We start from the raw sequence: 15283 nt of genomic DNA on the forward strand, positions 1-15283 counted from the left end.
GACCGGGGTTTATTACTCCCGCAGTCCGAACGGGATGTATAGATGTTTGGGAGAGAACAACTGTTCTCGGCGATGACGGCGTCGTACGTGATCGCAGTCACGCTCGCCCTCGTCGTCGCCGCGATATTCGCGCCGGTCATCTGGAACGGCGTGCCAAGCGGTGGCGACGACGACCCGAGCGTCGCCGTCGTCACCCTTCGCGGCGGCACAACCGACGCTAACGTCAACGCCGTCACGCAGGACCTCCGCGAAGCACGGAACAACGGATCAATCGAGGCAGTCGTCCTCCGGGTCGACAGCCCCGGCGGGCCGGTCGACTCGAGCGAGGAGTTCTACCTCGCCGTGAACCGGACCGCCAGCGAGATGCCCGTCGTCGCCTACGTCGAGGGCACGGCCGCCTCGGGCGGCTACTACGGCATCGCTCCGGCCGACGAGATCGTGGTCAAGCCGAGTTCGAACGTCGGCAGTATCGGCGTCATCGTCCAGGCCCCGCTGAGCCTCATCGAGCAGACCGAACAGCAGGGCGAGACGTTCGTCCGCTCGGGTCCGGACAAGGCCCAGATAAGCAAGGACGGTCTCCGCGAGGACATCGAGGTGCTCCAGCGGTCCTTCGTCGGGACGGTCATGCGCCACCGCGGCGAGCAACTGGCGGTCTCCCGCGAGGAAGTCGCCAACGGGGGCACGTACCTCGGCGCACAGGCGACCGAGAACGGCTTCGCCGACCGCATCGGTGACTCCGAACTGGCCATCGAGCGGGCCGCCGCGCTCTCGAACGACATCGAGGGCGACGGGTACGACGTGGCGTATCTGGGAAGCGGCGGTGCCCAATTCAACGCCATCATCGTCCCTGCCGGCGCTGAAACCGTACAGGGCGCGAACAACGTGACCTATCTCGTCCATCCCGACGACAGCGAGACGACGTTCCGGGAGCCGGTGAAGTACTACGCCGTCTGGGGAATCCCCGCCGAGGACAACAACGCAACGGTGATCCGCAATGACTGAGGGCCGTATCGTCAAGCCGCTCGCCGTGTTTATCGTCGTTCTCGTGGCGATACTGGGCGGGACGTTCCTCCTCGCAGTCGCTAACCCGGGGTCGTCCGGTCCGCCGGACGGGCAGTCGATCGACGGCCAGTCGCCGTCGCAGTACCAGCCCGAGGCTGTCAACGCGCCTGTCGACCCCGAAGACGGGGAAATATCGGTCGACTCCGAGGCGAGTGACAAGCGAATACTCGTCGACACGAGCCACGGCAATCAGGTGTCCGAATCGGAACTCGAACCGATTACCGAGGCGGTGTTCGAGGCGGGCCACAGCATCGAGTACGGCACGTCCGGCACCGCCTCGTTCGCCGATTCACTGGGCCAGTACGACGGTGTGCTCATCGTCCAACCGCTCGGGAGCTACTCGCAAGCGGAACGCGAAGCGCTACAGGAGTACACGGACGACGGCGGGCGTGTCGTCGTCCTGGCCGAACCGACACAGACGCGCCTGTCGACCGGGTTCACCCAGTCGACGACGACGGTGTCGTTCGGGGCCAACAACGCCACCGAGCGATACGGCGTCCGGATGGGTGCCGAACAGCTGTACAACGTCGACGACGAGGCCAACGACAACAACTTCAAGGCCATCTACGCGTCGCCGAGCGACGACGGCGAACTGACCGACGGTGTCGAGACGATCACGTTCGACACCGCCGGCTACGCGGTGGTGAACGGCGATGCCGAGACGAAGTTCACCGCTGCCGAGGGCACCCGAACGCTGGAGACGCGCCGCACCGGCACGTACGCGACAGTCGTCCGCAACGACAACATGGTGTTTGTCACCGACTCGACGTTCATCCGGAGTTCCGAGATATACGACGCCGACAACGAGGTGTTCATCGGGAACCTGCTTTCGTTCCTGCTCGACGGTGAAGCACCCGACCCGAATGCCGGGGGTGCCTTCGGTGGCGGCTTCGGGACAGACGAGGAAGCTGTAACCCCGACTGAAACACCGGCAGAGCCGACTCCCACACCTGCGCCGATCCCTGCCGAATCCTGATCCGCGTCGTCCGGTGCGCGATTGCTCGCGTCGTTACTGATCGCGAATGCTGACTGTCGTCTTGCTGTACAGGCCACGCTCGCCAGCGTCGGCCACGCTCAGCCCGGCGCCGATAGTGTACTCCCCGGCCGATGCAGGCTCCCACTCGTCGTCGCTGACCCGGAACATCCGGTCCCACCGACGTCTGAACTGCTTCCGCTCGCCGCGGTCGAACCGGAGACTGCCGTTCCCGCTGGGCACGCTGTCGACGTGGGACGCCTCGGGCACCCCGTCGACGTACCACGTCCACGGCCGCGGCGAGTCCGTCGGGAGCGTTATCGGCACCGGAAGCGCGTTCTGCATCGTCACGACGAACGGCACCTCGGTTCCCGCCGGATACTCCGTCTGTGGTACCTCGATGTCGACCGAGACGGCGCGATAGCGGAGCCACGTCGGCACCAGACGGTCGCTCCAGGCCCCGCCGTCGATACTGCGTGCGGCCTGTGGCCGTGCCCCGCGCTCAGTGGGTGTCTGTGGCTCGTCGTCGTCGCGGTGGAGCGCCCCCGAGTCGTAGATGCGACGCATTGTCGGATTGTGGGCTGGCGTGCGCAAAAGCGTTGCTCGGGGCTACCCCGTCCGCGTCGGCGTGTCCGGCCGCTCGTCGTCGTGCAACAGGCAGGCGATGCGGTGGTCGTCACCGACACCGAACAGCGTGGGGTCAGTCCGCTCACAGGGGGAGCTGAAGGCGTCGTTCATCGCCGCCAGCGCGTCCTCGAAGGCCTCGTCGTGAAGGTGGTCGAGCACCGCCGCGAGCACGTCCTCGGCCTCCCGGTCGCCGACCGTGTCCGGGAGGCCGAACTCGGCGCGGACCCGGGTCTCGAGTGCGGACCGCGAGAGCTGACTCAGGTCTTCGTCTTCGACGCCCTCTTGTACGGCGGTGACGGCCTCGAGCGAGTCGGCTTTGCGGAGCCGCTGTTTCAGGTCCATCAGTGACCGCCACTCGGACTGGGCCATGTCGGTGCCTTCGGGCTGGATGACCTTCGGACAGCGGGTGTGGAACCGACAGCCCGACGGGGGGTTCAGCGGCGACGGAACGTCGCCGGAGAGGAAAATACGGTCCCCTTCCCAGCCGGGGTCCGGCTCCGGAATGGCCGACAGCAGCGCCTCGGCGTAGGGGTGATACGGCGGCTGGAACACGTCCTCGGTTGGGCCGACTTCGGCGAACTCCCCGAGATACAGGACGCCCACGCGGTCGGAGATATGCTCGACGACAGAGAGGTCGTGGGCGATGACGACGTAGGAGAGGCCGAACTCCGACTGCAGGTCCGCAAGCAGGTTCAGAATCTGGGCCTGCACGCTCACGTCCAGCGCCGAGACGGGTTCGTCACAGACGATGACCTCGGGGTCGACGGCGAGCGCGCGGGCGATGCCGATACGCTGGCGCTGGCCACCGGAGAACTCGTGGGGGTAGCGGTGTGTGTGACGCGGGCTCAGCCCGACGGTCTCAAGCAACTCTTTGACACGCTCGGTTCGCTCCTCACCGTCCGCGATCCCGTGGATGTCCAGCGGCTCGCCGACGATGTCGCCGACCGTCAGCCGCGGATTGAGGCTGGCGAAGGGGTCCTGGAAGATGTACTGGATGTCCTTCCGGAGCGCCCGCAGGCGGTCGTCCGAGGCTCCCGTCAAGTCCTCGCCCTTGTAGCGGACCGAGCCGGCCGTGGGCTCGATGAGCCGCAGCAGCGTCTGGGCGAGCGTCGTCTTGCCACAGCCGGACTCGCCGACGATACCCAGCGTCTCACCGGGGTAGAGTTCAAGGTCGACGCCGTCCAGGGCTTTCACCTCCTGACTCCGGCCCAGCAGGGTGTCAACGATGGTCCCGCCAGACTCGTAGTACTTCGTGAGGTTCTCGACCTCCAGGATCGGGCTATCGGCCGTCTTAGCCATCCTGTTGCCCTCCCGAGTCGTCTGGGCCATCGCGGTCTAACAGGTCGGTGTCGAGACCGACCGGGTCGGAGTCGGCCTGGGGTGGTTCCGTGTCCGTGCGCCCGCCGCGGGGGTCGGGCTGGGTATCGTCGGGCGGACTCCCCCGACCCCCTTTCACTTCGACTTCGTAGTCCAGTTCGCTATCGAGGTCCCCAGTGTAGGCCAGGCAGGCCGCCGAGCGGTCGGACGGACCGACACCGTCGCCGGTTTCGGGGTCGACGAGCGGCGGCTGTTTGCGCGTACAGGCCTCCTCGGCGAAGGGACAGCGCGGGTGGAAGCTACAGCCAGAGGGGACCTCAACAAGGTCCGGCATCGTCCCGGGAATCGTCTGGAGCCGGTCCTGCCGGTCGCCGATGCGTGGGATGGCGCTCATCAGCCCGACGGTGTAGGGGTGTTTCGGGTCGTAGTACAGCTCCTCGACAGGGGCGTTCTCGACGGCGCGGCCGGCGTACATCACCAGCACCCGGTCGCACATCTCCGCGATGACGCCGAGGTCGTGGGTGATGAGCTGAATGGCCGTGTCGTACTCGTCGGCGAGGCGGTCGAGGCGGTCCAGGATCTTCGCCTCGATAGTCACGTCCAGCGCCGTCGTCGGCTCGTCGGCGATGAGCAGTTCCGGGTCACAGGACAGCGCCATCGCAATGATGGCCCGCTGTTGCATCCCGCCGGAGAACTCGTGGGGGTAGTCGTCGTAGCGGGCCTCCGGTTCCGGGATACCAACGTCATCGAGCAGCCGAATCGTGCGGTCCCGGGCGGCCGCGTCGCCGTAGTCGAGGTGGTGACGGATGGCCTCGGAGATCTGCTCGCCGACGGTGTACACTGGGTTCAGTGCGGTCTGGGCGTCCTGGAATATCATCGCGATGTCGTTGCCCCGCACGTCCCGCACCGCTGAATCGGACAGTTCCATCAGGTCCTGGCCGTCGAAGCGGATGGTCCCGCTCTCGATGCGGCCCGGTTCCTCGATGAGGCGCATCACCGACAGCGCGGTGACGCTTTTGCCCGCGCCGCTCTCGCCGACGACGCCGAACTTCTCGCCGCGGTCGATGTGAAAGGAGAGGTCGTCGACGGCGGTGACGACGCCCTCCTCAGTGTAGAAGTTCACCGTGAGGTCTTCGACTTCCAGCAGTGACATCAGACCTCGCCTCCAGTGGCTACGTCAGTGCCTTCCTGCGCGTTGAGCGCGTCGTTGATGCCGTCACCGATGAGGTTCATCGACATTACGAACAGGAAGATCGCGCCGCCGGGGAATACGGTGACCCACCAGGGAATCGTCCCGCCGGGACCCTGGACGATGGTCTCGCGCGTCGCGTCCAGCATCGTCCCCCACTCGGCGGACCCGGGCGGGAGCCCGAGGCCAAGGAAGCCAAGCGCCGCCACGCCGATGACGACCGTCCCGATGGAGAGGGAGGCCTGGACGACCAGCGGTGCGATAGCGTTGGGGACGACGTGTCTGAAGATGACGCGACGGTCACGCGCGCCCAGCGCCTTCGCGGCCATGACGTACTCGTTTTCCTTGACCTTCAGTATCTCACCGCGTATCAGTCGGGCGTAGCCGGCCCAGCCGAACGCGGTGAACGCGAGCACCAGCTCCCAGTACCCCTTGCCGAGCACGGCGACGATAATCAACGCCAGCAGGAGGCCGGGGAACGCGAAGATAAGGTCGAGCAGCCGCATCATCACTTCGTCGATCCGGCCGCCGTAGTAGCCCGCAATGGCACCGTACACCAGCCCGATGACGGCGGTAATCGAGACCACGATGAAGCCAATCGAGAGGCTGAACCGGCCGCCGTACAGCACGCGGGAGAACACGTCCCGGGCGGAGCCGTCGGTGCCGAACGGATGGGCCAGCGACGGGGCCTCGTACGCGCTCACGTCGAGACCCTGCACGTACAGAATCGCGCTCGGGTCGTAGGGGGCCAGCGAGAAGGGCTGGACCGTCACGCCCGCGATTGTCACTGGGCGTGCGAATACAGCCAGGATTCCCATCAGGGCAACAATATAGAGCCCGAGCATCGCGCTCCGGTTGTCACGGAACTCGCCCCAGGCGCGCTCCCAGCGACTCTCGGTTTCGGTGTCTCGTTCCTCTGTCCAGTCGGATAGCGGTTCGCGGGACTCGACGCGGTCGGCGTCGAACCCCGTTATGCGTATGCGTCCTCGTTCAGTACTCATTGGTCAGTCGTAGCGGATTCGTGGGTCTAACAGCGCGTACACAATGTCTGCGAGCAGGTTCGCCAGGATGATCGTCACACCGGTAAACAGCGTGATCGCCATGATGAGGTCGACTTCGCGGCCGGAGATCGCCTTGACGAAGGCTCTTCCCAGCCCGGGCCAGGCGAACACCGATTCGACGACGACAGCGCCGGCGAAGATACTCGCCGTCAGGAACGCGGCGATAGTGGTCACCGAGATGAGCGAGTTCCGCAGGACGTGTTTCAACACGACCGTCCGCTCGGGCAGCCCCTTCGCCCGGGCCGCCGTGACGTACTCCTTGTTCATCTCCTCGGCCATCGACGACCGCATCACCCGCATCAGCGTGGCCGACGACGCCGTCCCGATGGTGACGCCCGGGAGGACGAGATACTTCAGCATTGCCGGCGAGAACAGCGGTTTGTTCGGGGCCAGCACCGGCCAGAGGTCGAGCCAGAGCGCGAACACGAGGATGAGCATCAGGCCGAGCCAGAAGTTCGGCAGCGAGATGCCTGATAGCGCGAACACCCGCGAGAGGTCGTCGCCCAGCGTGTCCTTGTTCACGGCGGCGTAGATGCCGGTCGGAATCGCGATGAGCAGGGCAATAACCCAGCCGAACAGGCCCAGTGCGATAGTCTGTGGTAACCGGTCCATAATGTACGGACCGACCGGCTGGTCGACGTTGATGACCGTCCCGAAATCGCCCTGGAGGACGTTGGTTATCCAGGTGAGGTACTGCTGCCACACCGGGCCGTCGAGCCCGTATCTGGCACGTATCGCCGCCTCCTCGGCGGCCGAAATCTGGGGGTTTAGCGCCACTAACTGGTCGATTGGGTCTCCTGGCGTCAGGTGGACCATCGCGAAGGTGAACATCGAGACTCCGAACAGTATCGGGATGGTCGTGAGCACCCGGACTGCGATGAAGCGTCTGAGACCCATGGGTTACTCCCGGTTCAGATAGGCGACCTGCTGGTCTTCTGGGGCGTGCAGGCCGTAGGGCAGGATGCTGCTGGAGAACGTGTACGTGTTGTAGCCGACGTACTCCGCCGACAGCGCCGTCACGTTTGTCCCGAAGACAGTGTAGCTGTTCGGGGCCTGCTCGATAAGTCCCTGCCACACCTTGTCGTACTGCTCGCCCCGGAACTGTGAGTCTTCGACGGCTTCGACGGAGAACCGCGCCTCCGTCGCGATTTCGTCCAGCTCCGGCGTGTCAATCCGGTTGAAGTTACAGCACTGGCCGAAGTTGTCGATGGAGTTGACGGCGTCGTAGAAACTGCCGGGGTTGAACGTCCCCGAGAGGCCGATGAGGACGATGTTGCCCTGCTGGTAGTACTCGGAGCCGAGGATGCGCTGGATGAATGTTGTGAACTCGAAGTCCTCGACGCTGATGTCGAAAAACTCCGTGTTGCTCAGCACCTGCGCGATGAGTTCGGCCTCGCGCAGGCGGTCGTCCGTCGCGTTCGTCTCGATTGTGGCCTCGATTGGCGTCTCGACGCCGCGGTCGTCGACGGCCTCCTGCAGCAGTTCGGTCGCCGCCTCGGTGTTCTGCTCGGTCTGTGGGCGCAGTTCCTCGGTGAGTGCCTCGTAGTCCACCGTCCCCGCTTTGGCGGCCATTTCAGGCAGCGGCGTGTAGGCCGGATTCCGATACCCGTTGTAGATGTTCTCGGCGATCTGGGCACGGGGAATCAGCTGATTGACGCCCCGGCGGATGCGCGGGTCGTCCCACGGCGACTGGGTGACGGGGTACTGGAGGAAGTTGTACGCGCCGGCATTAGTCACGCTGAGCCGGAAGTCCTCGGCACTCCGGTACTCGCCGTACGTGCCGGTGTTGAGCCCGTACGTGAGGTCGATCTCGCCGTTGTTGAGCGCCGCGGCACGGGTCGCGTTGTCCTGCACGATAGCGACCACGACTTCGTCGACGACCGGACTCGTCGGGAAGCCGTCCGGGCCGTCCCACCACTCCAGCGCGTCGAGGCCGAGGTCGTCGAGCCAGTAGTCGTCGAAGGAACTGAACTCGGCACGTTCCTCGGTCTCGTAGGATTCGAACTGGTACGGTCCCGTCCCGATGGGGGTGTGGTCGTTGCGCGGGTCCGCGCCCGTGTCTGGGTACTCCTCGATGTGCTCCATCGGGTACACGTCGACCGGGAGCTGGTTGTCGGCTTCCGCATCGGGCTCTTGCCCGTAGATGTTGACCGTGTAGTCATCAACAACTTCGGCGTAGAGGAACGAGTCGAACGTCTGGGCCGAAATCGAGGAGTTCTCGACGACCTCGTAGGACCGGGCGACGTTCTCGGCGGTCATCTCCTCGCCGTTGTGGAATGTGACGCCCTCGTGGAGTTTGGCCTGGTACTTGATGCCGTAGGTACCGTCTTCGACGGCGTCGGGGGCCTCGTTGACAGTCAGAACTTCACCGGCCTCCTGATTCCGGATGAGTATCTGGTCGTCGGCGACGAGGTTCCCGTCGTCGTCCGTATCCGCCGACACCATGTACGGTTCGTAGGCTCCGTCTTCGATTTCCTGTACGTCCAACCGTTCCCAGGACTTCGCTAGCCAGGGATAGACGGTGCCTGCGGCGTCCTGTGTGATGATACTCTCGTAGACGAGGCCGTGGACGTTCCCGGACGGCGCACTGGTGCTGTAGGACGGGTCAAAGGAGTCGATTCCGGCACCGAGGCCGAACCGGAGGGTCCCCCCGTCCTGAATCTCGTCGACATCGACGTCGACGCGCTCACGGACCGGGTCGGGGGCCCCACCGCCGCCTCCGCTACTGGCTCCGTCGTTGGTACCGGTGTTACAGCCGGCGAGTGCGGCCAGTGTGGCGGCACCCGTAGTCTGAAGCATCCGTCGTCGCGATACTGTCGACGTTCCGCTGGCATCTGCATCTTGAGACATGAACACATCCCTCGGAGGGTAAGATATGTGTTATTGTTGATCATACTTATAGTGTAAACATGATTTCATGAACTGCGACCGAAACCACGGTAAAACGCCATTACACCGACTATGGGTTTTATTGCTTCCTGATGGAGGTAGGAACGGCTTCAGTTGAACAGTCGCCCATGGCACAATCGATAAGATCATCGCTAGTCAAGGAACAATCATGATACATTCAACGGGGCCGCTACTGACAGTCGACCTGTCAGCGGGTGAGACAAACACGGAGGAGATAGACGGCATCCTCGAACAGTACCTCGGTGGTCGCGGTGTCGGGACGCGGCTCGCCCACGAGCGGATCCCGTTCGACGTTGACCCGCTCGGATCGGAGAACCGACTGGTGTTCTCGACGGGGCCGATGCAGGCCGCCCAGATGAGCTTCACCGGCCGGATGAACTGCACCGGCGTCTCGCCGCTGACTGACGGGCTGCTCTCCTCGAACGCCGGCGGGTTCATGTCCAGGAACTTCGCCGATACCGGGTACAGCGCTGTCGAACTCACCGGCGAGAGCGACGAACTCGTCATCCTCCACGTTCGGGACGACGGCGTCGAGTTCGAGGCCGTCCCCGACCTCGCCGGCGCGACTGTTCCCGAGACGCTGGAGTACCTCGACGCCGAACACGGTATCGAGGCCGACCAGACGGCCGTTATCGGCCCGGCCGGCGAGAACCGGGTTCGGTTCGCGTCCATCATGACGAGCGGGGAACGAGCGTTCGGCCGCGGCGGCCTCGGCGCGGTCATGGGTGCGAAAAACGTCAAGGGACTCACGTTCGCGGGCGACTCCCCGCCGGACATCGAGATTCCACCGATACAGACGGATATTCACCGGGAAGCCGCCACAGCGGACCACATCATGAAACGGCAGGGAACCGTCTCGGTGATGGACCTCGCCAACGAGGTCAACGGGCTCCCGTCCTACTACTTCTCCGAGCAGTCGTTCCCGGGTGTAGAGGGCATCAACGGCGACGCAGTCGAATCGAAGAAGTACAAGAAGGGGACCTGCTCGGCGTGTGCGTTCGCTTGCAAGCTCCCGACACGGGACGAGGAGCGCGGCGTCGAAACCGAAGGCCCCGAGTTCGAGGTGGCGATGGCGTTCGGGTCGAACTCCGGCGTCGACGACATCGTGGACGTGATGCAGTCCAACGAACTCTGTGACCGCCTCGGGATGGACGCCATCTCCGCCGGCAACACCGTCGCCGCGTATCTCGACAGCGAGGACGCGTTTGGCGATACCGAGTTGATTCACGAGACCGTCGAGAAAATCGCCCACCGCGACGGTATCGGCGACACGCTGGCGGAGGGTATCGACCGCTGCCACGACGACCTCGGCGTCGAGAACTGGACGGTCAAGGGGATGGACTTCGCGGCTCACGAGGGCCGTGTCCTCCACGGCCAGGGGCTCTCCTACGCCGTCGCCAACCGCGGCGCGGACCACATGTACGCGACGTTCTACTCCGTCGAGTACCCGCTCGTCCCCGACGAACAGGCGGTGGCTCCGGAGGGGACGCTCGGGAAAGCCGGCGTGCTGGTCGAGCGGGAGAACCTGATGGCGCTGAACGACAGCGGCGTCGTCTGCAAGTTCTCGCGGGACTTCATGACCCCCGAGCGCTACGAACAGCTCTTCGATGCCGATTTCGAGGACCTGCTGGCCGTTGGCGCTCGCACCGTGACCCTCGAACGCCACTTCAACAACCAGCGCGGCTTCGACCGGACGGACGACGCGCTCCCCTACGAACTCCCGTCGTTCGAGGCAGCGCTCGACGAGTACTACGACGCGCGCGGCTGGTCCGACGACGGCACGGTCCCCGAGAATACATTGCCGGTCTAGTTCCCGCCCTGGAATCCTCGCAGATAGCTACCTGGCTCCGTCCACACACTGACTCAGTCCGGCCGATCCACCGCCTTCTCCTCGACGGCGAACGCTGTCCGGTGTGAATAAAACCGAGTCCCGGCCAGTATCGAGAAAATGCCGACAGTTGCGATCCAGATACGAGCGGACGCTCAGAACGCCGGCTGTAATCCTCGCACCTTGACCGATACGCTCTCACGCAGTGTCCCCATCGGAGGTCGTCGAGTCTGAATCGGCAACCCCCCGTGTACCTTCTGCCCCGGCGTCACAGGGCAGTGTGGCCGCCAACCGCTCGGCGACCATCGGACTGACCAGACCGGCCAGTTCCATCGCTTCCGTCTCGTGGTCGTCGAGATCGAGCACGCCTCGGAAGAACCACGAGACGGTCACGTACGTCTCGTGTAACTCTGCGGCTTCCTCGCGCCCCGATTCAGTTAGCGTCACGCCATCGTAGGGCTCGTACGAGACGAGACCGTCTTCGGCGAGTCGTTGGCACATCTCCGTCACCGCCGCCGGAGACCGATCGAGCATCTCCCCCAACTCTCCCGGTGCGACTGGCGGGTCGTTCCGGTGCTGTGCGATGTAGATCGCCAGCAAATACTCCGGCGCCGTTCTCATCGCTCCGCCGAATCCGCCCCATCCCCGCCGCTTGCTGCGGGCGTACCAGCCGTCGATTCCCCCTTCGACTGCTCCCCGGTCCCGAAGACCACCGCGTAGGCCCAAGCCCACAGTCGAGCGCGCGACCGTTGCGGGCGTTTACCCATCGTCCGGTTCCCCCGATATCCCGCTATCGCTGTCGCCACTCATCAGGCAGACGCCCCCCAATAGTGTCGGCAGAGCACGGGCGGTCGAGCAACTGCTCGCCACTGGGACCTCGGGATATGGCCCGCGGTGCACGCCGCTACCCCGCGAAGGGTGCCGACGTAGTCCTCGACGATACGAAACCGCTTGCCATCGAGCCCTCCGCGGGTCTCTCCCCGTTTGTGCCCCGCACGCAGTACCGTCGTCTGCCATATGTTTTAGGCCAACCTAATAATATAAAACGTCTGCGGTTTTTAGGACTGCCTAATCCAATCTGTGAAGCTCGGTAAGGAACAGTTGAACCCGCTGTTCGGCGAAGCGAGTCTGTCGCGTGGCACTCGGCCTCGCTACCGGGAACACACCGCTACTCTCACCGCTGTCTCGAATCGACCCGTTCAGTACGGTTTGACCGATTTGATATCGCACTATATGGTTTATTTCGACCGCGATCGGTCAAGCTCCGACTCGGCCGTGAACAGCCAACAGAAGGTGAGTAGCGGCTAAAACGTCGCTACTCGGTAAACTCGGTAATAGACTCGAACGCGTCGGTCGCCAGCCGTTCGGCGACTGCGTCCCTGTCCACGTCGCTGATTTCCTGCGGGTACTTTCGTTCGAAGTAGCTCACGATGTTCTCCACATCGCGGGTTAGCAGTTCCCTGGCGTTTTCGTGGTCGGTCGGGACGGCCTGGGGCCAGTCGAAGACGACGACGCCCTCGTTCGTGACGAAGACGTTGTACTCGCTCATGTCCGCGTGGACGTACCCCTCGCGGTAGGCCGTCTGCATCTCCTCAAGCACGAGATCCAGAATCGGCAGTACCTGTTCCGGTTCGAGTTTCGTTCGGGAGAGTTCGACGCCGTCTATCTTCTCCATGACAATCGCATGGCGGTTCGTGTCGATAGGCTGTGGGACTGATACGTCCGGATACAGCGTTTCGAGGGCATCGTACTCCCGTTCGGCGGCCTTCCGGGCGGTGTAGAGCCAGGAGACGTGGTCGCGGTCGGCGGTGTACTCCCGCTCTTTCATCACTTCACGGAAATTGGTGTACCCTTCGCGGTGGTATTTCAGCGCTACCGGTTTGTACGACTGGGCCTCGTACACGTCGCTTTCCTTGCCGACGCCCAGCGGCGACCCAACTCCTTCGATAGTGTCGCGCTCGGCAAAGGTGTGCAGCGCAAGCGTGTCGTACCCCTCGAACGTGAGTTTGAACCCCTCGTACTGGATGGTCTTGCGCTCGACCAGCCCCCGGTCCGCACACCGGTCGAGCCGGTAGTCGACGTCTTCCGTCGTCAGCCGGGAGAACTCGGTCAACTTCTCGCGGGCGACGTACTCCGAGAACCGCATCCCCTGTTCGACGCCGGAGAGCAGATGGAAGTCCTCGGGTTCCAGCTCCGCCATCACTGAAGCCACGTTCTGGACCATTAGGGTTCTCTACTGGGCCAACTGGTAAAAGGCCGACGCGTTCGGCGGAGGGCATTGATAAATTAGTATTCGCTATACAAAATCATGTCTCGGCCTCGTCGCTGTTCGGTTTGCAATCGGACTGTCGATGTGCCGATCAGTACCGCTGGTGGGCGAGCGGGCTGTTCTGCGGAGTATCCAGTGTTGGTCTTGTCAGTCGCTCCGTGCCGAGTAGACGTTTCAAACCCAGTCCAGCGTCCCCGTGCTGAGTCAGATCAAAGCACAGTGCGCTCGTAAGCGGGCCCAGGTTCCCTCGTGCTGGATATACTGCTTTAATATGGGTATCTAGCTACTCCGATACGGACTTGGTTTCGATGTTTCGCGCCCAACAGCGTCTGAGACAATGTCCTGCCGAGTAGGGAATACTTTAACCCACATGGTACAGGCTCATATAGTAGTATTATCGGTCGGGTATCACCGCTGTACTACCGTTTCTGTAGCTCAAATCACGACTGAGTACTCGTGAACACGGGCTCTGAACGGTTGCAGACTCCCTTTATATGAACGGTGTCTGAACGGAATCACGAGCGACACATCAATCTAAAAACACAATCCTAATCTCGGTAGCAGTATATGTAATGCGAACAGTAGCTGCCTTTGGCTACTGAATATGTTCTAAATTAGTCTATACTTTTGGTCACCTGAACACAAACAGCCCGTGTGAGCAGACGAAACAAAGATCAACTCAGAGATCTGCTTCGCTCGCTTGCCCTCCATCCCCACGATAGACGACTCGCGTTTCCGGTACTGTTTGCCGTCGGCACGCAACTGTACGTTTTCCTGACAATCACACTCGATTCCACTCGACCGCCCATGGCACCCGACGCCGGTATCTTCCAGCATCTCGGCTGGTATTTGACACGCGGAGGGCGGTTGTACGTCGACGCCTGGGAACCGAAGTTGCCGCTGTCCTACGAGACGACCGGGATACTGGCATTGCTGTCCGGTGGCGATATGTACCGACTCCACCTCCTCAGCGTGGTGCTGATGAGCGGTGCGGTGTGTGCAATCGTCGGACTCGTCGTGATACTGGTCTATGACATCACTGGCGATGATATCGCTGCGCTGCTGGCTGGCCTGTCGATGTTCCTGTTGCCGGGATTTGCCGTCCGGCCGGCGTATGGGTTCAAAGCGAAATACCTCCTCGTTCTCTGTGGATTACTGGCGATATATCTGTACACGCGTGGCTACCCGGCACTGAGTGGCGTGGCTGCGGCAGCCAGTGTTGGATACTGGCAGGCTGGGGCCATCTTCCCGCTGATCGTGGTCGGTCTAGCGATCCAACGGCGCGACACGCGGGCGCTTGAGCGTGTCGTCGCCGGCGGTCTCGGTTTTACCGTCGTCATGTTGATACCGGTGTTTCTCCTCTGGCATTCAGCCTCGGAGATGGTCGTTCAGGTTCTCCTCGTACCGTTACAAACGGAGGAACACGCGTCGTTGCTCGCTCGGTTCGTCGCCGGTGTCGTCCACTTCAAATGGGCGTCACCGTTCGTCTTGCTCGGTGGACTCGGCCTCGCTCACACCGCTCGATGCTGTTTCACTGACACTGACGGCGTTGCCGGGCGCACCGAATGGTGGATTCCGGTCGGCGCAGCGTGGTTCGCGTTTCTGGTACTGTTCGTCGATTTCGAAACTGGCGGCTACACCGACCTCATTCCGGGGCTCGCGTTCGTCGCAATCGGTATCGGCATGATTGCCACGGTGCTTCGCGACAGACAACAGGCGCAGAATCTCGGCGTCATCCTCGCGCTGGTCCTCGTCGTGAACGTCGCCTTCCTCGGTAGCGTCGGCGTCGTCTTCACACCCGTCGAGACGCCGGGACCGGTGCCGATGTCGGACCTCGAAACCCACGACCTCCCAGCGGCCTACGACGAGGCCGAACCAGTACCGGACGTCCGGTACATCTACTGGCAACAGATCGAGCCGTCGACGTGTCACTACCGGCTCTCGGTGATGGAACTGCGGTGGCTCGACCGAGTCGACTCGTCGGTCGACAGTCGCTGTCTCGACTTCGGGACCGCCAGCGCCCGACTCGGGAACGGATAGCCCGTTA

The 15283-nt window shown here is 63.3% G+C and carries 12 protein-coding genes; 4 read left to right on the forward strand and 8 right to left on the reverse strand.

What is annotated here, in order from left to right:
- Window positions 1-42 precede the first annotated feature (42 nt).
- Both VI234_RS00495 and VI234_RS00500 read left to right on the forward strand, forming a co-directional pair.
- Complete coding sequence (locus VI234_RS00495) at window positions 43-1002, forward strand: S49 family peptidase (RefSeq protein ID WP_336328955.1); 960 nt, start codon at window positions 43-45, stop codon at window positions 1000-1002.
- Window positions 995-2038 carry a DUF4350 domain-containing protein gene (locus tag VI234_RS00500; protein WP_151103769.1) on the forward strand — a complete coding sequence of 348 codons (1044 nt, stop codon included), beginning with the start codon at window positions 995-997 and terminating at the stop codon, window positions 2036-2038. Before VI234_RS00495 ends, VI234_RS00500 begins: the two co-directional genes overlap by 8 nt.
- A 33-nt stretch (window positions 2039-2071) precedes the next feature.
- Here the strand turns inward: VI234_RS00500 and VI234_RS00505 are convergent, their stop codons facing one another.
- Genes VI234_RS00505 through VI234_RS00530 form a run of 6 tightly spaced genes read right to left on the reverse strand, consistent with a single transcriptional unit; the run spans window position 2072 to window position 9079 of the window.
- Window positions 2072-2602, reverse strand: coding sequence for a hypothetical protein (locus VI234_RS00505; RefSeq protein WP_336328956.1), 531 nt, complete (start codon window positions 2600-2602; stop codon window positions 2072-2074).
- Between the two features lie 42 nt (window positions 2603-2644).
- A complete protein-coding gene (locus VI234_RS00510) occupies window positions 2645-3961 on the reverse strand; it encodes an ABC transporter ATP-binding protein (RefSeq protein WP_151103767.1) in 1317 nt (438 codons plus the stop codon).
- The gene (locus VI234_RS00515; protein WP_336328957.1) at window positions 3954-5132 is read right to left on the reverse strand and encodes an ABC transporter ATP-binding protein; all 1179 of its coding nucleotides are present in this window, start codon (window positions 5130-5132) and stop codon (window positions 3954-3956) included. The genes VI234_RS00510 and VI234_RS00515 overlap by 8 nt, the downstream gene beginning before the upstream one ends.
- Window positions 5132-6169, reverse strand: coding sequence for an ABC transporter permease (locus tag VI234_RS00520; protein ID WP_336328958.1), 1038 nt, complete (start codon window positions 6167-6169; stop codon window positions 5132-5134). The genes VI234_RS00515 and VI234_RS00520 overlap by 1 nt, the downstream gene beginning before the upstream one ends.
- Window positions 6170-6172: 3 nt before the next feature.
- Complete coding sequence (locus tag VI234_RS00525; RefSeq protein ID WP_058994369.1) at window positions 6173-7126, reverse strand: ABC transporter permease; 954 nt, start codon at window positions 7124-7126, stop codon at window positions 6173-6175.
- A gap of 3 nt (window positions 7127-7129) precedes the next feature.
- Entirely contained in the window at window positions 7130-9079 is a 1950-nt protein-coding gene (locus VI234_RS00530; protein WP_336328959.1) for an ABC transporter substrate-binding protein, read from the reverse strand.
- Between the two features lie 208 nt (window positions 9080-9287).
- Here VI234_RS00530 and VI234_RS00535 point away from each other — a divergent pair, with 208 nt between their 5' ends.
- The gene (locus VI234_RS00535) at window positions 9288-10949 is read left to right on the forward strand and encodes an aldehyde ferredoxin oxidoreductase family protein (RefSeq protein WP_336328960.1); all 1662 of its coding nucleotides are present in this window, start codon (window positions 9288-9290) and stop codon (window positions 10947-10949) included.
- Between the two features lie 216 nt (window positions 10950-11165).
- Here VI234_RS00535 and VI234_RS00540 read toward each other — a convergent pair whose 3' ends face one another.
- Entirely contained in the window at window positions 11166-11588 is a 423-nt protein-coding gene (locus VI234_RS00540; RefSeq protein WP_008308073.1) for a metal-dependent transcriptional regulator, read from the reverse strand.
- A 694-nt stretch (window positions 11589-12282) separates the two neighbouring features.
- Window positions 12283-13191 carry a serine/threonine-protein kinase RIO2 gene (locus VI234_RS00545; RefSeq protein ID WP_008308075.1) on the reverse strand — a complete coding sequence of 303 codons (909 nt, stop codon included), beginning with the start codon at window positions 13189-13191 and terminating at the stop codon, window positions 12283-12285.
- A gap of 852 nt (window positions 13192-14043) precedes the next feature.
- On the opposite strand from VI234_RS00545, the gene VI234_RS00550 reads away from it, so the two are divergent.
- On the forward strand, window positions 14044-15276 hold the full coding sequence (locus VI234_RS00550) for a DolP-mannose mannosyltransferase (RefSeq protein ID WP_008308077.1): 1233 nt from the start codon (window positions 14044-14046) through the stop codon (window positions 15274-15276).
- Window positions 15277-15283 lie beyond the last annotated feature (7 nt).

This window comes from Haloarcula sp. CGMCC 1.2071 (assembly GCF_037078445.1).
In the GTDB taxonomy this organism is placed as follows: domain Archaea; phylum Halobacteriota; class Halobacteria; order Halobacteriales; family Haloarculaceae; genus Haloarcula; species Haloarcula amylolytica.

Bases quoted from the DNA above. Each gene is read 5' to 3' on its own strand.
- VI234_RS00515 (WP_336328957.1), bottom strand. From the start codon at position 5,132: ATGTCACTGCTGGAAGTCGAAGACCTCACGGTGAACTTCTACACTGAG.
- VI234_RS00495 (WP_336328955.1), top strand. From the start codon at position 43: ATGTTTGGGAGAGAACAACTGTTCTCGGCGATGACGGCGTCGTACGTG.
- VI234_RS00525 (WP_058994369.1), bottom strand. From the start codon at position 7,126: ATGGGTCTCAGACGCTTCATCGCAGTCCGGGTGCTCACGACCATCCCG.
- VI234_RS00500 (WP_151103769.1), top strand. From the start codon at position 995: ATGACTGAGGGCCGTATCGTCAAGCCGCTCGCCGTGTTTATCGTCGTT.
- VI234_RS00530 (WP_336328959.1), bottom strand. From the start codon at position 9,079: ATGTCTCAAGATGCAGATGCCAGCGGAACGTCGACAGTATCGCGACGA.
- VI234_RS00540 (WP_008308073.1), bottom strand. From the start codon at position 11,588: ATGAGAACGGCGCCGGAGTATTTGCTGGCGATCTACATCGCACAGCAC.
- VI234_RS00505 (WP_336328956.1), bottom strand. From the start codon at position 2,602: ATGCGTCGCATCTACGACTCGGGGGCGCTCCACCGCGACGACGACGAG.
- VI234_RS00550 (WP_008308077.1), top strand. From the start codon at position 14,044: ATGGCACCCGACGCCGGTATCTTCCAGCATCTCGGCTGGTATTTGACA.
- VI234_RS00520 (WP_336328958.1), bottom strand. From the start codon at position 6,169: ATGAGTACTGAACGAGGACGCATACGCATAACGGGGTTCGACGCCGAC.
- VI234_RS00535 (WP_336328960.1), top strand. From the start codon at position 9,288: ATGATACATTCAACGGGGCCGCTACTGACAGTCGACCTGTCAGCGGGT.
- VI234_RS00545 (WP_008308075.1), bottom strand. From the start codon at position 13,191: ATGGTCCAGAACGTGGCTTCAGTGATGGCGGAGCTGGAACCCGAGGAC.
- VI234_RS00510 (WP_151103767.1), bottom strand. From the start codon at position 3,961: ATGGCTAAGACGGCCGATAGCCCGATCCTGGAGGTCGAGAACCTCACG.